Origin of the sequence: Actinomadura geliboluensis, from assembly GCF_005889745.1 — a bacterium.
Taxonomy (GTDB): domain Bacteria; phylum Actinomycetota; class Actinomycetes; order Streptosporangiales; family Streptosporangiaceae; genus Spirillospora; species Spirillospora geliboluensis.
On record NZ_VCKZ01000022.1, the window covers coordinates 1 to 16,200 of the forward strand.

General features: G+C 71.2%; 15 protein-coding genes. 3 read left to right on the top strand and 12 right to left on the bottom strand.

Translation table 11 applies throughout. The annotated features are described in order from the left end of the window. The first annotated feature begins 312 nt into the window (after positions 1–312). Complete coding sequence (locus tag ETD96_RS05555; protein ID WP_138635071.1) at positions 313–612, top strand: hypothetical protein; 300 nt, start codon at positions 313–315, stop codon at positions 610–612. A 256-nt stretch (positions 613–868) separates the two neighbouring features. Here the strand turns inward: ETD96_RS05555 and dnaE are convergent, their stop codons facing one another. Continuing rightward, positions 869–4,417 carry a DNA polymerase III subunit alpha gene (gene dnaE, locus ETD96_RS05560; RefSeq protein WP_274704590.1) on the bottom strand — a complete coding sequence of 1,183 codons (3,549 nt, stop codon included), beginning with the start codon at positions 4,415–4,417 and terminating at the stop codon, positions 869–871. A gap of 115 nt (positions 4,418–4,532) precedes the next feature. Here dnaE and ETD96_RS05565 point away from each other — a divergent pair, with 115 nt between their 5' ends. Both ETD96_RS05565 and panB read left to right on the top strand, forming a co-directional pair. Continuing rightward, positions 4,533–5,477: a LysR family transcriptional regulator gene (locus ETD96_RS05565; RefSeq protein WP_138635074.1), complete on the top strand. Its 945-nt coding sequence runs from the start codon at positions 4,533–4,535 to the stop codon at positions 5,475–5,477. Between the two features lie 107 nt (positions 5,478–5,584). Then, positions 5,585–6,457 (top strand): 3-methyl-2-oxobutanoate hydroxymethyltransferase, encoded by an 873-nt coding sequence (gene panB / locus ETD96_RS05570; RefSeq protein ID WP_138635077.1) that lies wholly within the window; start codon positions 5,585–5,587, stop codon positions 6,455–6,457. Between the two features lie 5 nt (positions 6,458–6,462). Here panB and ETD96_RS05575 read toward each other — a convergent pair whose 3' ends face one another. The 11 genes from ETD96_RS05575 to ETD96_RS05625 form a co-directional block, all read right to left on the bottom strand. Continuing rightward, positions 6,463–7,710, bottom strand: coding sequence for a metal-dependent hydrolase family protein (locus tag ETD96_RS05575; protein ID WP_138635080.1), 1,248 nt, complete (start codon positions 7,708–7,710; stop codon positions 6,463–6,465). 234 nt (positions 7,711–7,944) lie between these two features. After that, positions 7,945–8,643 carry a GntR family transcriptional regulator gene (locus ETD96_RS05580; protein WP_205719117.1) on the bottom strand — a complete coding sequence of 233 codons (699 nt, stop codon included), beginning with the start codon at positions 8,641–8,643 and terminating at the stop codon, positions 7,945–7,947. Then, entirely contained in the window at positions 8,640–9,455 is an 816-nt protein-coding gene (locus ETD96_RS05585; RefSeq protein ID WP_138635083.1) for an ABC transporter permease, read from the bottom strand. Before ETD96_RS05585 ends, ETD96_RS05580 begins: the two co-directional genes overlap by 4 nt. After that, a complete protein-coding gene (locus ETD96_RS05590; RefSeq protein ID WP_138635086.1) occupies positions 9,452–10,228 on the bottom strand; it encodes an ABC transporter ATP-binding protein in 777 nt (258 codons plus the stop codon). The genes ETD96_RS05585 and ETD96_RS05590 overlap by 4 nt, the downstream gene beginning before the upstream one ends. 9 nt (positions 10,229–10,237) lie before the next feature. After that, positions 10,238–11,242, bottom strand: a complete 1,005-nt coding sequence (locus ETD96_RS05595; protein ID WP_138635089.1) for an ABC transporter substrate-binding protein — start codon at positions 11,240–11,242, stop codon at positions 10,238–10,240. Positions 11,243–11,319: 77 nt separating this feature from the next. Beyond that, a complete protein-coding gene (locus tag ETD96_RS05600) occupies positions 11,320–12,294 on the bottom strand; it encodes an amidohydrolase family protein (RefSeq protein ID WP_138635092.1) in 975 nt (324 codons plus the stop codon). A 54-nt stretch (positions 12,295–12,348) separates the two neighbouring features. After that, complete coding sequence (locus ETD96_RS05605; protein WP_138635095.1) at positions 12,349–13,233, bottom strand: fumarylacetoacetate hydrolase family protein; 885 nt, start codon at positions 13,231–13,233, stop codon at positions 12,349–12,351. Between the two features lies 1 nt (position 13,234). Continuing rightward, positions 13,235–13,642 (bottom strand): RidA family protein, encoded by a 408-nt coding sequence (locus tag ETD96_RS05610; protein ID WP_138635098.1) that lies wholly within the window; start codon positions 13,640–13,642, stop codon positions 13,235–13,237. Between the two features lie 69 nt (positions 13,643–13,711). Further along, positions 13,712–14,227 (bottom strand): cupin domain-containing protein, encoded by a 516-nt coding sequence (locus ETD96_RS05615; RefSeq protein WP_205719118.1) that lies wholly within the window; start codon positions 14,225–14,227, stop codon positions 13,712–13,714. After that, a complete protein-coding gene (locus tag ETD96_RS05620; RefSeq protein ID WP_138635101.1) occupies positions 14,220–14,573 on the bottom strand; it encodes a cupin domain-containing protein in 354 nt (117 codons plus the stop codon). Before ETD96_RS05620 ends, ETD96_RS05615 begins: the two co-directional genes overlap by 8 nt. A gap of 3 nt (positions 14,574–14,576) precedes the next feature. Further along, a complete protein-coding gene (locus ETD96_RS05625) occupies positions 14,577–16,193 on the bottom strand; it encodes an FAD-dependent monooxygenase (RefSeq protein WP_138635104.1) in 1,617 nt (538 codons plus the stop codon). Between the last annotated feature and the right edge of the window lie 7 nt (positions 16,194–16,200).

Here is a 16,200-nt window from a genome sequence, read left to right on the forward strand (position 1 = left end):
GGCCTCACCCAGGTCACCGCCCTCCCCGAGGAAGGCGCCCGGCCGCGTGGTACGACGTCCACTCCGGTAGGCCCGCCGCAGAACATCATGTGACCAGCAGTGATCAAGTTGGAAAGGCTTAATGGCGACTTTCCGGCGTAGTTGATCTAATCACGGATGAGCGAGGGTGTTACATTGCTAAAACGTTCCCACAGAAGGGACGGCCACGGAAATACGATGACTCAATCGCCACTCGGCGGGTTACTCAATCGACCGCCCCGGCAATTGAGCAACGCCGCCGCCGTCCCCATCCCGCCGGCGAAAGGAAGAGCGATGAAGAAGACGACCGCTTCCGTGCTGGTCACGGGGCTGACCGCGGCCGCCGGCCTCGTGGCCACCTCCCCCGCCCACGCCGACCCGACGTTCCCGTGCGGAGTCTCCTACGCCAGGCAGGGCGACGGCACGCTGTCGCTGCACTACCACAACTGCACGAGCGGGACGCAGAAGCGCAAGCCCTTCAGCGCTCTCTACGGCAGTCTGGGGAGCTGCAAGACCGTCTATGCCGGCAAGACCGTCGGCTGGATCATCCCGACCGACGACCACCCCGAGACCTGGTCGGTCATCGCCTGCTGAACGGGCGTTCTTTCCGGCGCGGACAGCCCCGGAGTAAAGCACACGCCGTCGCCATAACTGCGGCTTTTCAGCTCCCTGCGTGAGAATTACCGCACGCGAGACGAACAAAGAAAAGAGAGTCGACGCGGCTTTTGCAGCGCCTTTCGCGGCCTGCACGAGCCGAGTTCTGACTCTGCCGGTTCGAGCAAAGCCGCCTCCGACCGCCCAGGGACCGGTCGGAGGCCGGCCGCCGACTCAGCAACTCACTTCGCCTCGGCTAGGTGTGAGACCCGGGGCCGAGCAGAGCCTTGATGTCACCGTAGAAGGCCGGCCCCGGTGCGACCTGGAAGGGGCGCAGGTCGAACAGGACGCTCTTGGGCCCGTGGCGGTGCAGGAAGAGGTGGACGGGCGTGCGCCCGGGGTGGGCCGTGAGGGCCTGCTTGAGCTCCTGGACGAGCCGGGGGTTCAGGCGGTCCTCATGGACGTGGATGACGACGGGCGGTTCGGTGGCCGCCTGGGAGAGGTCGAGGGTGACGATGTCCTCCCCGTAGACGCTGAGCACCTCGTCGCGGACGTTCGTCCGGCCGCGCACGGAGATCACCCGGTCCTCGGCAAGGGTCTGCCCGTACAGCGTGTAGGTCTTGGGGAAGATGAGGCATTCCACGGCGGCGTCGTGGTCTTCGAGGGTGACGATCGCCCACGGGTTGCCCTGCTTGGTGACCTTGCGCTGCAGGCCGGAGATGATCCCCGCCACCCGCACGGACGCGTCGGCGCGGGCTGAGGCCAGCAGGTCGGCGATCGTGGTGTCGCGGTTGGCCTCAAGGATCGGTTCGGCGCCGTCCAGGGGATGGGACGACACGTACAGCCCGAGCATCTCGCGTTCGAAGGCCAGCAGGGTGCCGCTGTCCCATTCCTCCTCGGGGACCTCGACCGTGAGGGTCTCGGCGGCCTCCGTGGACGCGCCGAAGAGCGAGTCCTGGCCGCGGGCGGCGTTGCGTTTCAGGTCGATGACCGCGTCGACGGCCTGCTCGTGGACCATGACCAGGCCCTTGCGGCGGTGGCCGAGGCCGTCGAAGGCGCCCGCCTTGGCCAGCGACTCGATGACCCGCTTGTTGCAGACGCTCTGCGGGACCCTGGCCAGGAAGTCGTTGAAGCCGCCGTAGGCACCGCCTTCCCGGCGGGTGCCGACGATGGCGTCCACGACGCCCGCGCCGACGTTGCGGATCGCGCCCAGGCCGAAGCGGATGTCGTGCCCGACGGCGGTGAAGTCCAGTTCGCTCTGGTTGACGTCGGGCGGCAGCACCTTGATCCCCAGGCGGCGGCAGTCGGCCAGGTACACCGCCATCTTGTCCTTGTCGTCACCGACCGAGGTGAGGAGAGCGGCGAGGTATTCGGCGGGATGGTTGGCCTTGAGGTAGGCCGTCCAGTACGACACGACGCCGTATCCGGCGGTGTGGGACTTGTTGAAGCCGTATCCGGAGAAGGGAACCAGCACGTCCCAGACGGCCTTGACCGCCTCGTCGGAGAAGCCGCGGTCCCGCATGCCGGCGGAGAACCTGCCCCATTCGGCGTCCAGGACCTCCTTCTTCTTCTTGCCCATCGCGCGGCGCAGCATGTCGGCGGCGCCGAGGGAGTACCCGGCGAGCTGCTGGGCGATCGCCATGACCTGCTCCTGGAAGACCACCAGGTGGTAGGTGTCGCCCAGGATCGGCTCCAGCGCGTCCTCGAGCTCGGGGTGGATCGGCTCGACCTTCTGCCTGCCGGTCTTGCGCAGCGCGTAGTTGGTGTGGGCGTTCATCTCCATCGGCCCCGGCCGGTACAGGGCGGAGACCGCCGCGATGTCGGTGAACTCGGTGGGGCGCATCAGCCGCAGCAGGGTGCGCATCCCGCCGCCGTCGAGCTGGAAGACGCCGAGGGTGTCGCCGCGGGCGAGCAGTTCGTAGGTCCGGGCGTCGTCGAGCGGGACCGTGAGGATGTCGATGTCGATCCCCTTGTTGGCCTTCACGCCGGCGATCGCGTCGTTGATGACGGTGAGGTTGCGCAGCCCGAGGAAGTCCATCTTCAGCAGGCCCATCTCCTCGGCCTGGGTGAAGGGGAACCCGGTGATGACCGGGCCGTCCTGCTTGGGCTTGACCAGGGGCAGGACGTCGATCAGCGGCTCGGACGACAGGATCACCCCGGCGGCGTGGACGCCGGTGCCGCGGGTCAGGCCCTCCACGCCCATCGCGGTGTCGATGACCCGGCGGACGTCGGGGTCCTCGGTGTACATCTTCCGCAGTTCGGTGGCCTCGCCGTGGCGGGGATGGGCGGGGTCGTGGATGGCCGACAGCGGGATCTCCTTGCCGCCGGCGGCGGCCGGGAACGCCTTGGTGATCCGGTCGCCGAGGGCGTAGGGGTAGCCCAGCACCCGGCCGGCGTCCTTCACCGCGGCCTTCGCCTTGATGGTGCCGAACGTGACGATCTGGCACACCCGGTCGCCGCCGTACTTCGCGGTGACGTAGTCGATCATCTCGTCGCGGCGGCGGTCGTCGAGGTCGAGGTCGACGTCGGGCATCGTGACGCGCTCGGGGTTGAGGAACCGCTCGAAGATCAGCCCGTGCTCGATCGGGTCCAGCTCGGTGATGCCCGTGCAGTACGCCACCATCGACCCGGTCGCCGACCCGCGGCCCGGGCCGAGGCCGATCCCCTCGGCGCGGGCGTGCCGGCAGATGTCGGCGACCACCAGGAAGTACCCCGGGAACCCCATCCCGTCGATCACCGACAGCTCGTAGTCGATGCGGTCGAGGACGTCCCGCGGCGGGTCGCCGCCGTAGCGGCGCCGCGCGCCGGCCAGGGCCTCCTTGCGCAGCCACGACGATTCGCTCTCCCCGTCGGGGACAGGGAACTGGGGCATCAGGTCGCGGTGGGCGAAGACCTCGCCGTAGTCGCCCACGCGCTCGGCGATCAGCAGCGTGTTGTCGCACGCGCCGGGGACCTCGCGGTCCCACAGCTCCCGCATCTGCGCGGCGCTCTTGACGAAGTAGCCCGACCCGGAGAACCGGAACCGGTTCTGGTCGGCGAGCTGCTTCCCCGTGCCGATGCACAGCAGCGCGTCGTGCGCCGCCGCCTGCTCCTCGGTCACGTAGTGCGAGTCGTTGGTGGCCAGGGGCGGCAGCTTCAGCTGCTCGCCCAGCCTCAGCAGGTCGTCGCGGACGCGCCGCTCGATGGCCAGGCCGTGGTCCATCAGCTCCAGGAAGTAGTTGTCCCTGCCGAAGATGTCGCGGTAGCGCGCGGCCGCCTCGACGGCCCGGTCGTACTGGCCGAGGCGGAGCCGGGTCTGCACCGCGCCGGACGGGCAGCCGGTCGTGGCGATGATGCCCGCGCCGTGCTCGGCGAGCAGTTCGTCGTCCATCCGCGGGTACTTCTGGACGTGCCCTTCCAGCCACGCCCGCGACTGGAGCCGGAACAGGTTCCGCAGCCCGCCGGCGTCCGCCGCCCACATCGTCATGTGCGTGTACAGGCCGCGGCCGGACACGTCGCCGCCCTCGCCGGTCTCGTCGTCGGACCGGCGCAGCGCGAGGTCGTCGCTCCAGTACACCGCCTGCCTGTGGAACCGCGACGCCGGCGCGACGTACGCCTCGGTCCCGATGATCGGCTTGACGCCGGCGGCGGCCGCCGCGTGGAAGAACTCGTAGGCGCCGTGCACGTTGCCGTGGTCGCTCATCGCCACCGCGGGCATCCGCCGCCGCGCGACCTCGTCCATCAGCGGGCCGATCTTGGCGGCGCCGTCCAGCATGCTGTACTCGGTGTGCACGTGGAGATGCACGAACGACCGCACGGCGACCACGCCCTTCGGTTGTAGGTTCGGCCGGGAACCCGAGCATTCGACCGGAGAGCGAGCAGCAGTGTCCAACAATCAACACGCCGCATCGGCACAACCATCAGTTGTGCGCGCAGGTGCGGTGGACCTGGACCTGGCCGCGGTGCGGGCCTTCGTCGCGGTCACCGAGGACCGGTACTTCAGCGAGGCCGCGGTGAGGCTCGGCATCAGCCAGCAGGCCGTCTCCAAGCGCATCGCCGCCCTTGAAGCCGCCCTCGGCGCGCGGCTGTTCGCCCGCTCCCACACCGGCGCCGAGCTCACCGACGACGGCCGGATCCTCCTCCCCCACGCGCGGGCCCTGGTCGGCACCGCCGACCAGGCGGTGGCGGCGCTGCGCGGCCGGCGCCGCGCGCTCCGCGTCGACGTGCTGGACACCCGGACGGCCGCCATCGACCTCGTCCGCGCGTTCTACGACGCCCGTGCGGACGTCGACATCGAGATCATCACCTCGAACGGGCTCCGGTCCGCGCGCGGCGCGCTCACCCGCGGATCGGTGGACGCGGCCTTCTGCCGGGTCACCGGCACCCTGGAGGCCGGACTGGCGTGCCTGCCGGCCTACCTGGAGCCGGCGCAGCTCCTGGTCGGCCGCGACCACCCGCTGGCCGGGCTGCGGCAGGTGGAGACGGCCCGGCTCGCCGGCACCACCGTGTGGATGCCCGGCAACGCAGAAGGGAGCGAGTGGGCCGAGTACCACCGCTTTCTCGGCGCCGCGTTCGACGTCCGGATCGACACCACCGGGCCCGACTTCGGCTACGAGCACTTCGTCGGAGAGGTCGCCGCCGGCGCGCTCGCGAGCATCGTCGGCGAGCGGTCGCGGCTCCAGTGGCATCCGGACACCGTCAGGATCCCGCTGGTCGATCCCACCCCGGTCTACCCCTGGTCGCTGCTCTACCCCCGCGACGGCCGGCACCCGGCCCTGGACCTGCTCACCCGCCATGTCCGCGCCGAGTTCGAGCCCTTCGACCCGGACCGCCAATGGCTCCCCGCCCCCGACCAGCACCTCTTCGCGACCCGGCCGAGCGCCTGACTCTGCGGGGTCAATCGCGTGACTGTACAGGCCCCGGGGGCCGTGTCACGATGACCGGGAGTCCGGGGACGCCGCCAGGGCGCCTCGAGATGGTGAACGGAGTCGTCATGACGCGTCTTTGGCCTGCCCTCGAACCGGCGGAGCCGGACGGGACCGGCACCTCGCAGTACTCGGGGACGCCCACCGGCCGGGTGACGGTACGGGACCTCGCCGCCGCCAAGCGGCGGGGCGAGAAGTGGTCCATGCTCACCGCCTACGACGCCATGACCGCGTCGGCCTTCGACCAGGCGGGGATCAACGTCCTCCTGGTCGGCGACACGATGGGCGACAACCACCTGGGATACGACTCGACCGTCCCGGTCACCCTGGAGGAGGTCCTCTTCCTCGCGGCGGCCGTCGTGCGCGGTACCCGGCGCGCGCTGGTCATCGGCGACCTGCCGTTCGGCAGCTACCAGCGCGACGCCGCCCAGGCCCTGCGCAGCGCGACGCGCCTCGTCAAGGAGGCCGGGGTCGGCGCGGTCAAGCTGGAGGGCGGGGAGCGCAGCGCGGCGCAGATCGCGCTGATGGTGGGCGCGGGCATTCCCGTCATGGGGCACGTGGGGCTGACGCCCCAGTCGGTGAACATGCTCGGTCACCGGGTCCAGGGACGCGGCGAGACGGCGGCGCGGCAACTGCTCCGGGACGCGAAGGCGGTGCGGGACGCCGGCGCGTTCGCGGTCGTCCTGGAGGCGGTACCGGGAGCGCTGGCCGCCGAGGTCACCGCGGCTCTGGACATCCCGACGGTCGGCATCGGCGCAGGCCCGGACTGCGACGCCCAGGTGTTGGTGTGGACCGACGCCGCCGGGATGACCGAGGGACGCACGCCGCGCTTCGTAAAGCGGTACGCCAATGTCCGCCGGAGCCTCGGCGACGTCGCGCGGGCCTACGCCGATGAAGTCGCCACCGGCGCCTTCCCCGCTCCGGAGCACACGTACCGTTAACGCGCCTAACCCGGCGCACTGCCGGGGCGCTTGTAGACCTCGCCCGCCTTCATGACGAAGTCGACCTGCCCGGTGGCCTGGATGTCGGTGAACGGGTCGCCGGGCATGGCGACGATGTCGGCGATCTTGCCCTCGGCGAGGACGCCGAGGTCGTCGAGTCCGAGGAGGTCGGCGGCGACGCTGGTGGCGGCCTTCAGCGCGCGGGCGGGCGGGATGCCGTTGGACACCATCATCGGGAACTCCCGCCAGTTGTCGCCGTGCGGGAACATGCCGGCGTCGGTCCCGAAGGCGATCCGGATCTCGCTCGCGGCGAGGTTCTCGGCGCTGTCGAGCAGCGCCTGCTGGTACGCCTGGAACTTGCGGGGCTTGAAGGCCGGCGCGCCCCTCCAGTGCCCCTCGTTGAAGGCGTTCCGCGCGTCGGTGATGATCGTGTACTGGGTCGGGACCACGAAGACGCCGGCGTCCTCGATCATCTTCAGCGTCTCCGCCGAGGCCAGGTTGGCGTGCTCGATGCTGCGGACGCCCGCCCGCACCGCCCGCCGCGCGCCCTCGTCGCCGTAGCAGTGCGGCGTGGCCGGGACGCCGAGGTCGGCCGCCGCCGCGACCAGGGCGGTCATCTCCTCCTCGGAGTAGGTCGTCCGCCCCGGATCGTCCCCGGGGCTGGAGAACCCGCCGGTCGCGGCGAACTTGACCCAGTCGGCGCCCGCGCGGACCTCCTGCCGCACGCGGGTGCGGATCTCGTCGCAGCCGTCCGCCGACGCCAGCTCCAACGGCGGCGGGGTTCCCTGGAACTGGCCGGCCAGCACCGTGCTGAAGTCGCCGTGCCCGCCGCGCGCCGAGATCAGGTGCGGGGCCACCCGCATGCGCGGACCGGTGATCCAGCCCGCTTCGACCGCGTCGCGCAGGTCGACGATGCCGTAGCCGACATCGGCGCACATCAGATCCCGGACGGTGGTGAACCCGTTCATCAGCAGGGTCCGCAGGACCGAGAGCGACCGCAGCGCCATCGCCGTGGGCGACCCGGTGAACACGGACATGATGTCGGGCGTGATGGTGACGTGGGTGTGGCAGTCCATGAAGCCCGGCGTCAGGGTGTGCCCGCCCAGATCGACCACCTCGGCGCCCGGCGGCGCCTCGATGCCCGCCGCGATCTGCCGGATCCGGTCGTCCTGCACCAGCACGTCCTGCGGGCCCGCCGGCTCGTCGGCGAGGCCGTCCCACACCTTCGCGCCGCTGAGCAGGGTCGACGGCATTCGATACCTCCCACCACGGTTGCGTGGTGCCTGCCCGGAGCCATCGCCGCAACGCTCCGGCACCGGCAAACAACGCTCAAAATCGCACGCGGCGGGCGGCGTCGCTCCATGCACGGGCGCGACGGCCCGGCGCTGCCGGTCGTGGCCGGGCCGGCCTGCTCGCCGGGCTCTCGGAGGCCGGCGGGTTCCCGCCCGGCCGGGTCGGCGGGCGGGAACCCATCGGTCGTCGCGCGGTCAGGAGGTCGGGCGGGTCATGCCCGCGAGGATCCTCCGCATGGCCCCTTCCAAATGGTCGCGCAGGGCCGCGGTGGCGCGGTCGGGGTCTCCCGCGATGCACGCGTCGAGGATGGCGCGGTGCTCCGCGTGGCTGAGACGGCGCCGCTCCGCGTCCGGTTTGGAGGCGAATCGGTACCGTTCGTTGTTCTGCCACACCGGCTCGATGGCCCTGGGAAGCCAGCGCGAACCGGACGCGTGGTAAATGGTGAAGTGGAATTCGGTGTGCGCGCGCCGTGCGCCCTCCACATCGCCATTGGCCAGCAGCGACTCGTGCTCTTCGAGTGCGCGCTCCGCGCGGGCGGCCGCCTCCGCGTCGAAATGCAGGGCCGCCCGTCCCACCGCGAGGGACTCCAGCTCGACGCGGACCTCGTAGGTGTCGCGGAGGTCGGCCTCGCTGAGCTCGCGGACCTTGGCCCCCTTGTGGGGGATGATCTCCACCAGGCCCAGCGCCTCCAGCCGGCGCATCGCGTCGCGCACCGGCATCGGGCTCATGTCGAGCTGCCCGGCGAGATCGGTGAGCCGCAGCGGCGACCCGGCCGGCAGTTCGCCGGCCAGGATCATCCGGTGGAGTTCGGCGGCGGCCGTGTCGGCGAGGGTGCGCCGCGAGCCGGGATTGTCCGGGGAGAGTTCGAATATGCCGCGTCCGCTCGTGCTCACTGGTTCGCCTCTGCCCAGGGGAGAAGGACCTTCTCCAGCGCGACGAGCCCGTAGAAGAGGACGATGCTGATGATGCCGAGCAGCACCATCGCGGCGAAGGCCAGCGGGGTGTCCGCGCTCGAGCCGGATTGCACGATGACGAAGCCGAGCCCGGAGTCGGCGCCGACGAATTCGGCGATGACCGCCCCGATGACCGCCAGCGAGATCGCCGTTTTGAGACCGACCATCACCTGCGGCAGCGCGTAGGGGAACCGGACCTTGAAGAATGCCTGCATGTGACCTGCATCGTATGAGCGGACCAGCTCGGTCAGCTCGGATGGGGTGGATTTCAGCCCGACGGCGGTGGAGATCACGACGGGGAAAAAGCATAGCAGGAAGACCATGACGACCTTCGGGAGCTGCCCGAAGCCCATCCAGACCACCAGGATCGGGGCGATCGCGATTTTCGGCACCGCGTTCACCGCCAGCAGCAAGGGGTAGATCATCTTCTCCAGCAGCCGCGAGCCGGCGATCAGCATCGCGATGGGGATGCCGACGACGACCGCGACCGCGAAGCCCTCGACCGTCTCCAGCAGGGTCACCCAGGTCTGCTCCAGCAGGTACCCGGACTGGGCCGTGAAGGAGTCGAACACGTCCTTCGGCGAGGGCACCAGCAGCTTCTCGATCGAGAAGACGATCGTCGCCAGCCACCAGAGGGCGACCACGGCGACCAGCCCCAGGACGGGCAGGCCCCAGTCGGCCGCGCGCCCGTTGAGCCGGAGGGCGGGACGGGTCCGGCGGACGTGGCGCCGGCCGGTGGACGCGGCGGTCATGAGGCCCCCTCGGCGGCGGCGGGCGTCGGCATCAGCAGCTCGTGCAGTTCCGCGCTGACCTCGGCGACCCGGTCCGCGTGCGCGTTGCGCCCGAGCGTGCGCGGCCGCGGGATGTCCACGTCGACGATCTTGCGGAGCCGCCCGGGCCGGGGGCTGAGCACCACGACCCGGTCGGCGAGCAGCACGGCCTCCTCGATGGAGTGGGTGACGAAGATGATGGTCGTCTCCTGCTCCATCTTGATGCGCTGCAGTTCGATGGACAGCTCTTCGCGGGTCAGCGCGTCGAGCGCGGAGAACGGCTCGTCCATGAGCAGGACCTTCGGGTTCTGGATCAGCGAGCGGCACAGCGAGACGCGCTGCTGCATGCCGCCCGACAGTTCGTGCGGCAGCCGCTTCTCGAAACCGGCGAGCCCGGCCAGGTGCAGCAGTTCGTGCGCGCGCTCGCGCATGGCCCGCTTGTCCAGGCGCAGGATCTCCACCGGCAGCATGATGTTGTCCAGGACGCTGCGCCACGGCAGCAGCGCCGAGCGCTGGAACATGAAGCTGACGTCCTGCCTGGGCCCGGTCACCGGTTCGCCCGCGACCGTCACGGTCCCGGACGTCGGGCGCAGCAGCCCGGCGATCAGCCGCAGCATGGTCGACTTGCCGCAGCCGGAGCGGCCGACCAGGGTCACGAACTCGTTGCGGCGGACCTCGAGATTGATGTCGTCCAGCGCGTGGACCTCGCCTTTGCGTCCGGCGAAGACCTGCGAGACGTGCTTGAGCTCGATCACGTCCCCTCCTCAGCCCTGTGCCGCCGCGCCGAAGTCGACGACCTGGTCGGTGGCCGGCTTCGCGGAGATCGCGCCGGCCTCGCCGAGCAGCCGGATGTTCTCCTCGACCCGGGCCTTGTCGACCGCGCCGACCGTGGCCCCCTGCGGCGCCACGTAGGGCGCCATCGCGCGGACCTCCGCGGCGGCGACGGCCGCGTCCTGGGTCGGCTGGCGCTTCTTGAGGATCTCGCCGGTCTCCTCCGGGTGGGCGATGGAGTACTGCAGGCCCTTGAACAGCGCGGCGGAGAACTTCTTCACCAGCTCGGGCTTCTCCTTGGCGACCTTGCTGGACGCCAGCAGCGCGTTGCCGTACAGGTCGGGCAGGACGTCGCCGTACGGCAGGATGACGGCCTTCTTGCCCTGCGCCGCCTTCTCGACGAGCGGCCGGCCCACGACGAACTGCCCGATCGCGTCGACCTTGCCGGTCGCGAGCAGCTGCGGCAGGGCGGGCGGTGCGGACGGGACGAACTTGACCTTGCCCGCGTCGATCCCGGCCGCCTTGGCGTAGACCGGGAACGTCACCTGGTTGGTGGACCCCGGCTGGTCGCCGATGGTCTTGCCCTCCAGGTCTTTCGGCGTCGCGATGCCGCCGCCCTCGAGCGCGACGACCGCGGCCAGCGACTTCTGGTGCACCATGCCGACCGCGGTCACCGGCAGCTTCTGCTTGGCGATGGTGATCAGCGCGGTGGTGAAGTCGCCGGCGCCGAAGTCGGCGCGGCCGCCGGCGAGCAGCTTCATGACGTCGACCGTGCCGCTCCCCGGCTTGATGTCGACGTCGAGGCCCGCCTCCTTGAAGTACCCCTTCTCCTCCGCGACGTAGGCGAAGGCGTCACGGCCGAAGGTGTTGAACGACGTCAGGTAGTGGACGGTGTCGGTGGAGCCGCCGGACTCGCCGTCGCCTCCACCGCCGCACGCGGCGGCCATGAGCACGACGCCGCCGACCGCGACGCTCCTGGCGAACCAGGTGACCTTCATTGCTACTCCTTATCCGTGCTCTCCGGCGCGGCCGAGCCGATGACGCCGACGAGCACATTGCGCACTCATGACTGCGGTTAGATCTCCGCCGCCGTGTGTCCGGGCTTTCCTAGAAGGGACCTGGCGTTGTCCTCACCGACCTGCCGGACGAAGCCGGCGTCGCGGTGCGACAGCAGCGCGACGGGGTCGTCGCTGCCCATGGGGAAGGGCCAGTCGCTCCCGAGGACCACGCGGTCCGCGCCGAACACGCGCACCGCGAGATCGACGACGTCGGGATCGTGCGTCAGGCAATCCGCATAGAAGTTGCCGCGGAGCGCCTCGCGCAGCGGCCGGGCGAGCGCGGGCACGCCCGGCCGGTCGGTGTCCGCGCCCCGCTGCCAGCGTCCGAGGACCGCGGGCACGCAGCCGCCGCCGTGCACCAGGAGGAACCGCAGCCCCGGGTGCCGGTCGACGACCTCGCCGAAGAGCAGCTGCGCGACCGCGACGGCGGTCTCGGACGGGTTGCCCAGCAGGTTGGCGAGGTAGAACTCGCCCAGCCGGTCGTCGGGGCTGTGCCCCGGGTGCAGCATGACCGGCCGGCCGTCGTCCGACAGGCGCCGCCACAGCGGCTCCAGCGACGGGTCGGCCAGGCTGACCGACCGCCCGCCGGCCGAGGCGGCGAACCCGGCCCAGCCGTCCTCGGCCAGGAGGCGGCCGAGTTCCGCCACCGCGACCTCGGGGTGCTCCAGCGGGAGGTAGGCCATCGGCAGCAGGGCCGGCCGCCCCGCCACGGCCCGCCGCATGCCGCCGTTCAGCGCCCGTACCCAGCGCGCGGCCTCGTCGCCGGGCAGGTGCTGGCGGAAGAACGGCGGCGGCGCGGAGACCACCGCGGCGTCCAGGGACCGCTCACCGAGCCACGCCTCCAGGGCGTCCGGCCGGTCGAGCCGCGGCGGGCCGCCGTGCGAGCCGTCCACCGCGAGGCGTCCGCCGTCGAGCGAGACGCCGGGCAGCCCGGCGATCTCGGACTCGCTCAGCACGGGCGCGAGGTGGGTGTGCAGATCGATGCCGCCCATCGGTGAGGCCGGCCTCCTTCGGAGTGGTCGTCGGACTGGGTGGTGCCGGGACGGTCAGGACGTGAGGGATACGCGGGCGACGCGGTTGCGCAGCTCCCCGAGCCCCTCGACGCGGGTGACCAGCTCGTCGCCCTCGGCGAGGAAGATCTGCGGCTCGCGCGCGTTGCCGATGCCGCTGGGCGTGCCGGTCAGCACGACGTCCCCGGCGCGCAGCGTCATCCCCCAGCTGAGCTCGGCGATGATGCGGGCGAAGGAGAACGCGGTCTGCGCCGTGCTCGCCTGCTGCAGCCGCCTGCCGTTCAGGTCGAAGGTGATCGCCAGGTCATGCGGGTCGGGGACCTCGTCGGCGGTGGTGAGCCACGGCCCGAGCGGCATCGTGCGGTCGATGCTCTTGCCCTTCAGCCACTGGCCGCCGTGCGCCCGCTGCAGGTCGCGCTGCGAGACGTCGTTGGCGACGAGGTAGCCCGCCACGTGGTCGAGCGCCCGCTCCTCCGGGATCGACCTGCCGTCGCGGCCGATGACCAGCGCCACCTCCGCCTCGTAGTCCCACTTCTGGGACAGGTCCGGGTCCCACGCGATGGCGTCGCGCGGGCCGATCACCGTGTCGGGCCCCTTGGTGAAGAAGGTCGGGTGGGACGGGCGTTCCTTGGGGTCCTGCCCCTCCCGCTTGCCCTTGGACTCCTCGAAGTGGTCCCAGTAGTTCCACCCGGTGCACAGCACGTCGCGGTTGAACCGGCGCAGCGGCGCGAGCAGGTCCAGGTCGTCCAGCGGCGTCCGCGGCGCGACCTGCGCCGCGGCGGAGACGGCCTCGCGGGCCTCGGCGCCGCCGCGCACGACGTCGTCGGGGGTGGGCGCCGTGGCGGGCAGCACCGCGGCGTGGTCGCCCTCCACGACGGCGGTGCGGATCCCGCCCTCGAAGCGGATCGCGGCCAGCCGCATGTCAGCCGTCCCCGTCCGCGACCACGGCGATCGCGTTGATCTCGATGAGGTAGTCCTTGTTGACGAACTTCGCCACCTCGACCAGCGTCGACGCGGGCGACACCCCGGTGAAGTACTGCCGGCGGACCTCGTGGATCGCGGCGAAGTCCTCCATGTTGCGGACGTAGACGTCGACCCGGGCGATGTCGTCGAGGGTGCCTCCGGCGGCCTCGACCGCGGCCTTGAGGTTCTGGCACACCTGGTGCGTCTGGGCGGAGACGTCGCCCACGCCGGTGACGCCGCCGTCCTTGTTGCGGGCGGTCATCCCGGAGATGAAGACCAGGCGGCCGCGGGCCTCGGCCATGGTCGCCTGCGCGAAGTGGCCGTTGGGCGGAGCCAGCTCGGCGGTCCTGATCTCTTGCTTGGGCATGGGCCCTCCTCTGGTGTCGGGTGAGCGGCGGGTCGGTGCCGCCGCCGGGGGTCGGATCAGCCTCGGACGTCAGCGGGCGTCGGCCGCGCTGTCGTACCAGTCGGGCTGGGTCGGGTAGTGGGGGCCGTCGTAGACCTCGAGCAGGACGGTGTCCTCTTCGGCGAGCGTGGGCCCGTGCAGGCTGCCCTTGGGGTTCCAGTAGAAGGACCCGGACGTGAGGGTCAGCCCGGTCGGCACGTAGGTGTAGCGGCCTTGCAGGCAGAACATGAACTGGTTCGAGGCGTGCGAGTGCCGGGACGGGATGCCCGCGCCCTTCTTGAAGCGGACCAGGGCGATCGACGCCCCCGTCTCGTCGTCGCGCCACAGCATCTTCTGCGACAGGCCGGCGAGGGTCTTGTCGATCCAGTCGAGGTCGCCGGTGTTGAGGAGGATCTCCCTGAACCGGCCCATGGCCTCGCCTTCGGGGCCCGTCACGTCCTGCTCGCGGGAGCGGTCCGGAGCCTCACCGCTGTAGGCGGCGGGCTCGGAGAGGTTGTTCTCCCACTCCTCCTCGGGGACGCCCGGAGGGCACGGCTGCTCAGACAAGGTTCTCTCCCAGGCACTTGAGTTCGACGAGACGGCAGCGGTAGCGGCTCTCGCCCCGGTTGGTGAGCATGTGGATCTCGCCGGGCTCGCGGTAGACGACGCCGCCGACCGGCTCGTGCACCAGGCGCGGGTCGCCGCCCTTGATCGAGTCGATGCGGTTGTCGGCCGCCTCCAGCGCGATCACCACGTACGGGTTCTGGTGGTGGTGCCAGGGCTGCGCGTCGCCCGGCTCCAGCTCGATCTCCCAGACCCGGATCTGCTCGTTCTCGAACACGATCTCCTGGCCGACGGGGCCGAGCTCCACGGGGCGCCCGTCGGGTCCGGTCGCGGTCTTGCCATCGGTCATGCCCTACTCCTGTGCGGTGATCGGAGCGCGTCCGCAGATGCGCTGGTAGACGGCCGCCGCCGGGTCCTCGTCCGCGGCGGGGTCGAACGGAAGGATCGCGGCGACATGGGCGTCCGGCCGGATCAGCACGACGGTGTCGCCGTCCACGCCGAACCGGCGGCGCACCCGGTCGCCGGGGTCGAACAGGGCCAGGTCGCGCAGGCCCGAGTCGTGCGGCGCGTCCCAGCGGGACACCGCGAAGCGGCGCAGCGCCGGGCCCGTCTCGGTGGGGATCCGCGGCCGCCGCCTGGTGTCGGTGAAGTACAGCGCCACGAAGGACTCGGCGGCCAGGTCGTGCAGGTGGACGGGGCCCTCCGGGCCGAACAGCGGCAGGTCGGGCGCGCGGTCGCCGGTGCGCACCGGCGGCGGCGCCGAGCCCGTCCTCACCATCGACCAGTCGCCGGTGTCGTCGACGTCGAGCCGGACGCCCAGCAGGCCGCGGGTGAACGCGTTGCCCCAGTTCCCGTCGGTCATCGCGTCGACGGCCCGGCCCTGCCGGCTCATGTAGGAGCGGGCGGCCTCGGCCATCTGGCCCGAGCCCTTGACCGCGACCGGCGCCTGCTCCACCTCGTACCCGCCGAGCAGCGAGTCGTCGGCCCAGCCGCGCAGCACCCAGGCGAGCCGCCACGGCAGGTTGGAGGCGTCCAGCACCCCGGTGTTGAGGCCGAGCGCCCACATCGGCGTGATCAGGTGCGCGGCGTCGCCCATCAGGAACACGCGGCCGTCGCGCCACTGCTCCGCCACCCGGTGGTGGACCGTGTAGACGTTCGTGCCGAGCACCTCGATGCCCTCGACCTCGCCGATGAACCGCAGCGCCTTGTCGCGCAGCTCCTCGTGCGTCGGCTCCCCCGCCCCCTTGGCCAGCGGGTAGAGGAAGCGCCAGCAGTGCGGCTGGCGGACGAGGATCATCCACTCCGACGGGTCGGAGAAGTAGGCGAGGTAGGGGTAGTCGCGCGGGTTGGCGACGTCCAGGTCCGCCTTGAGGTCGACGAGCATGTAGCGCTCGTCGAGCGTGCGCCCCTCCACCGTGATGCCGAGCTGCTCGCGCACCTGCGAGCGTCCGCCGTCGCAGGCCAGCAGGTAGCGGGCCTTGACGTGCCGCTCGCCCTGCGCGGTGTCGAACGTCAGCTCGACGTGGTCGTCGTGCTGCTTGAACGCGGTCAGCCGGTGCCCCATGTGCAGGGAGCCGTGCTCGCGTCCGGTGAAGCTGTCGCGCAGCACCGGTTCGAGGTGGTGCTGCGGGATGTTGATGACGAACGGGAACCGGGTGTCCTCGGTGAGCTCGCCCGTGCGGACGCTCAGCGTCGGCTCGTTGGTGACCCGGTCGATCTCGCCGATCTCGTCGATCCGCAGCGAGGCGCGCAGCACCTCCGGCAGCGCGCCGTACCGGTGCAGGACCTCCAGGGTCCGGGTGAGGACGGTGCCCGCCTTGGTGTCCAGCGAGAGCCGGTCGTCCTCCTCGAACACGGCCACCGGAACGCCGTAGCGCGTCAGCCCGAGGGCGGTGATCAGGCCGATGGGCCCGGCGCCCACGACCGCGACGGGGAGGATCTCCCCCTCGGGCGTCGTCGTCTCGGTCATGGGGAGG

What these genes read in the sequence shown, in the direction of transcription:
- panB (WP_138635077.1), top strand. Translation starts at nt 5,585, where the DNA reads ATGACGCGTCTTTGGCCTGCCCTCGAACCGGCGGAGCCGGACGGGACC.
- ETD96_RS05555 (WP_138635071.1), top strand. Translation starts at nt 313, where the DNA reads ATGAAGAAGACGACCGCTTCCGTGCTGGTCACGGGGCTGACCGCGGCC.
- ETD96_RS05585 (WP_138635083.1), bottom strand. Translation starts at nt 9,455, where the DNA reads ATGACCGCCGCGTCCACCGGCCGGCGCCACGTCCGCCGGACCCGTCCC.
- ETD96_RS05600 (WP_138635092.1), bottom strand. Translation starts at nt 12,294, where the DNA reads ATGGGCGGCATCGATCTGCACACCCACCTCGCGCCCGTGCTGAGCGAG.
- ETD96_RS05595 (WP_138635089.1), bottom strand. Translation starts at nt 11,242, where the DNA reads ATGAAGGTCACCTGGTTCGCCAGGAGCGTCGCGGTCGGCGGCGTCGTG.
- ETD96_RS05575 (WP_138635080.1), bottom strand. Translation starts at nt 7,710, where the DNA reads ATGCCGTCGACCCTGCTCAGCGGCGCGAAGGTGTGGGACGGCCTCGCC.
- ETD96_RS05610 (WP_138635098.1), bottom strand. Translation starts at nt 13,642, where the DNA reads ATGCCCAAGCAAGAGATCAGGACCGCCGAGCTGGCTCCGCCCAACGGC.
- ETD96_RS05620 (WP_138635101.1), bottom strand. Translation starts at nt 14,573, where the DNA reads ATGACCGATGGCAAGACCGCGACCGGACCCGACGGGCGCCCCGTGGAG.
- ETD96_RS05625 (WP_138635104.1), bottom strand. Translation starts at nt 16,193, where the DNA reads ATGACCGAGACGACGACGCCCGAGGGGGAGATCCTCCCCGTCGCGGTC.
- ETD96_RS05605 (WP_138635095.1), bottom strand. Translation starts at nt 13,233, where the DNA reads ATGCGGCTGGCCGCGATCCGCTTCGAGGGCGGGATCCGCACCGCCGTC.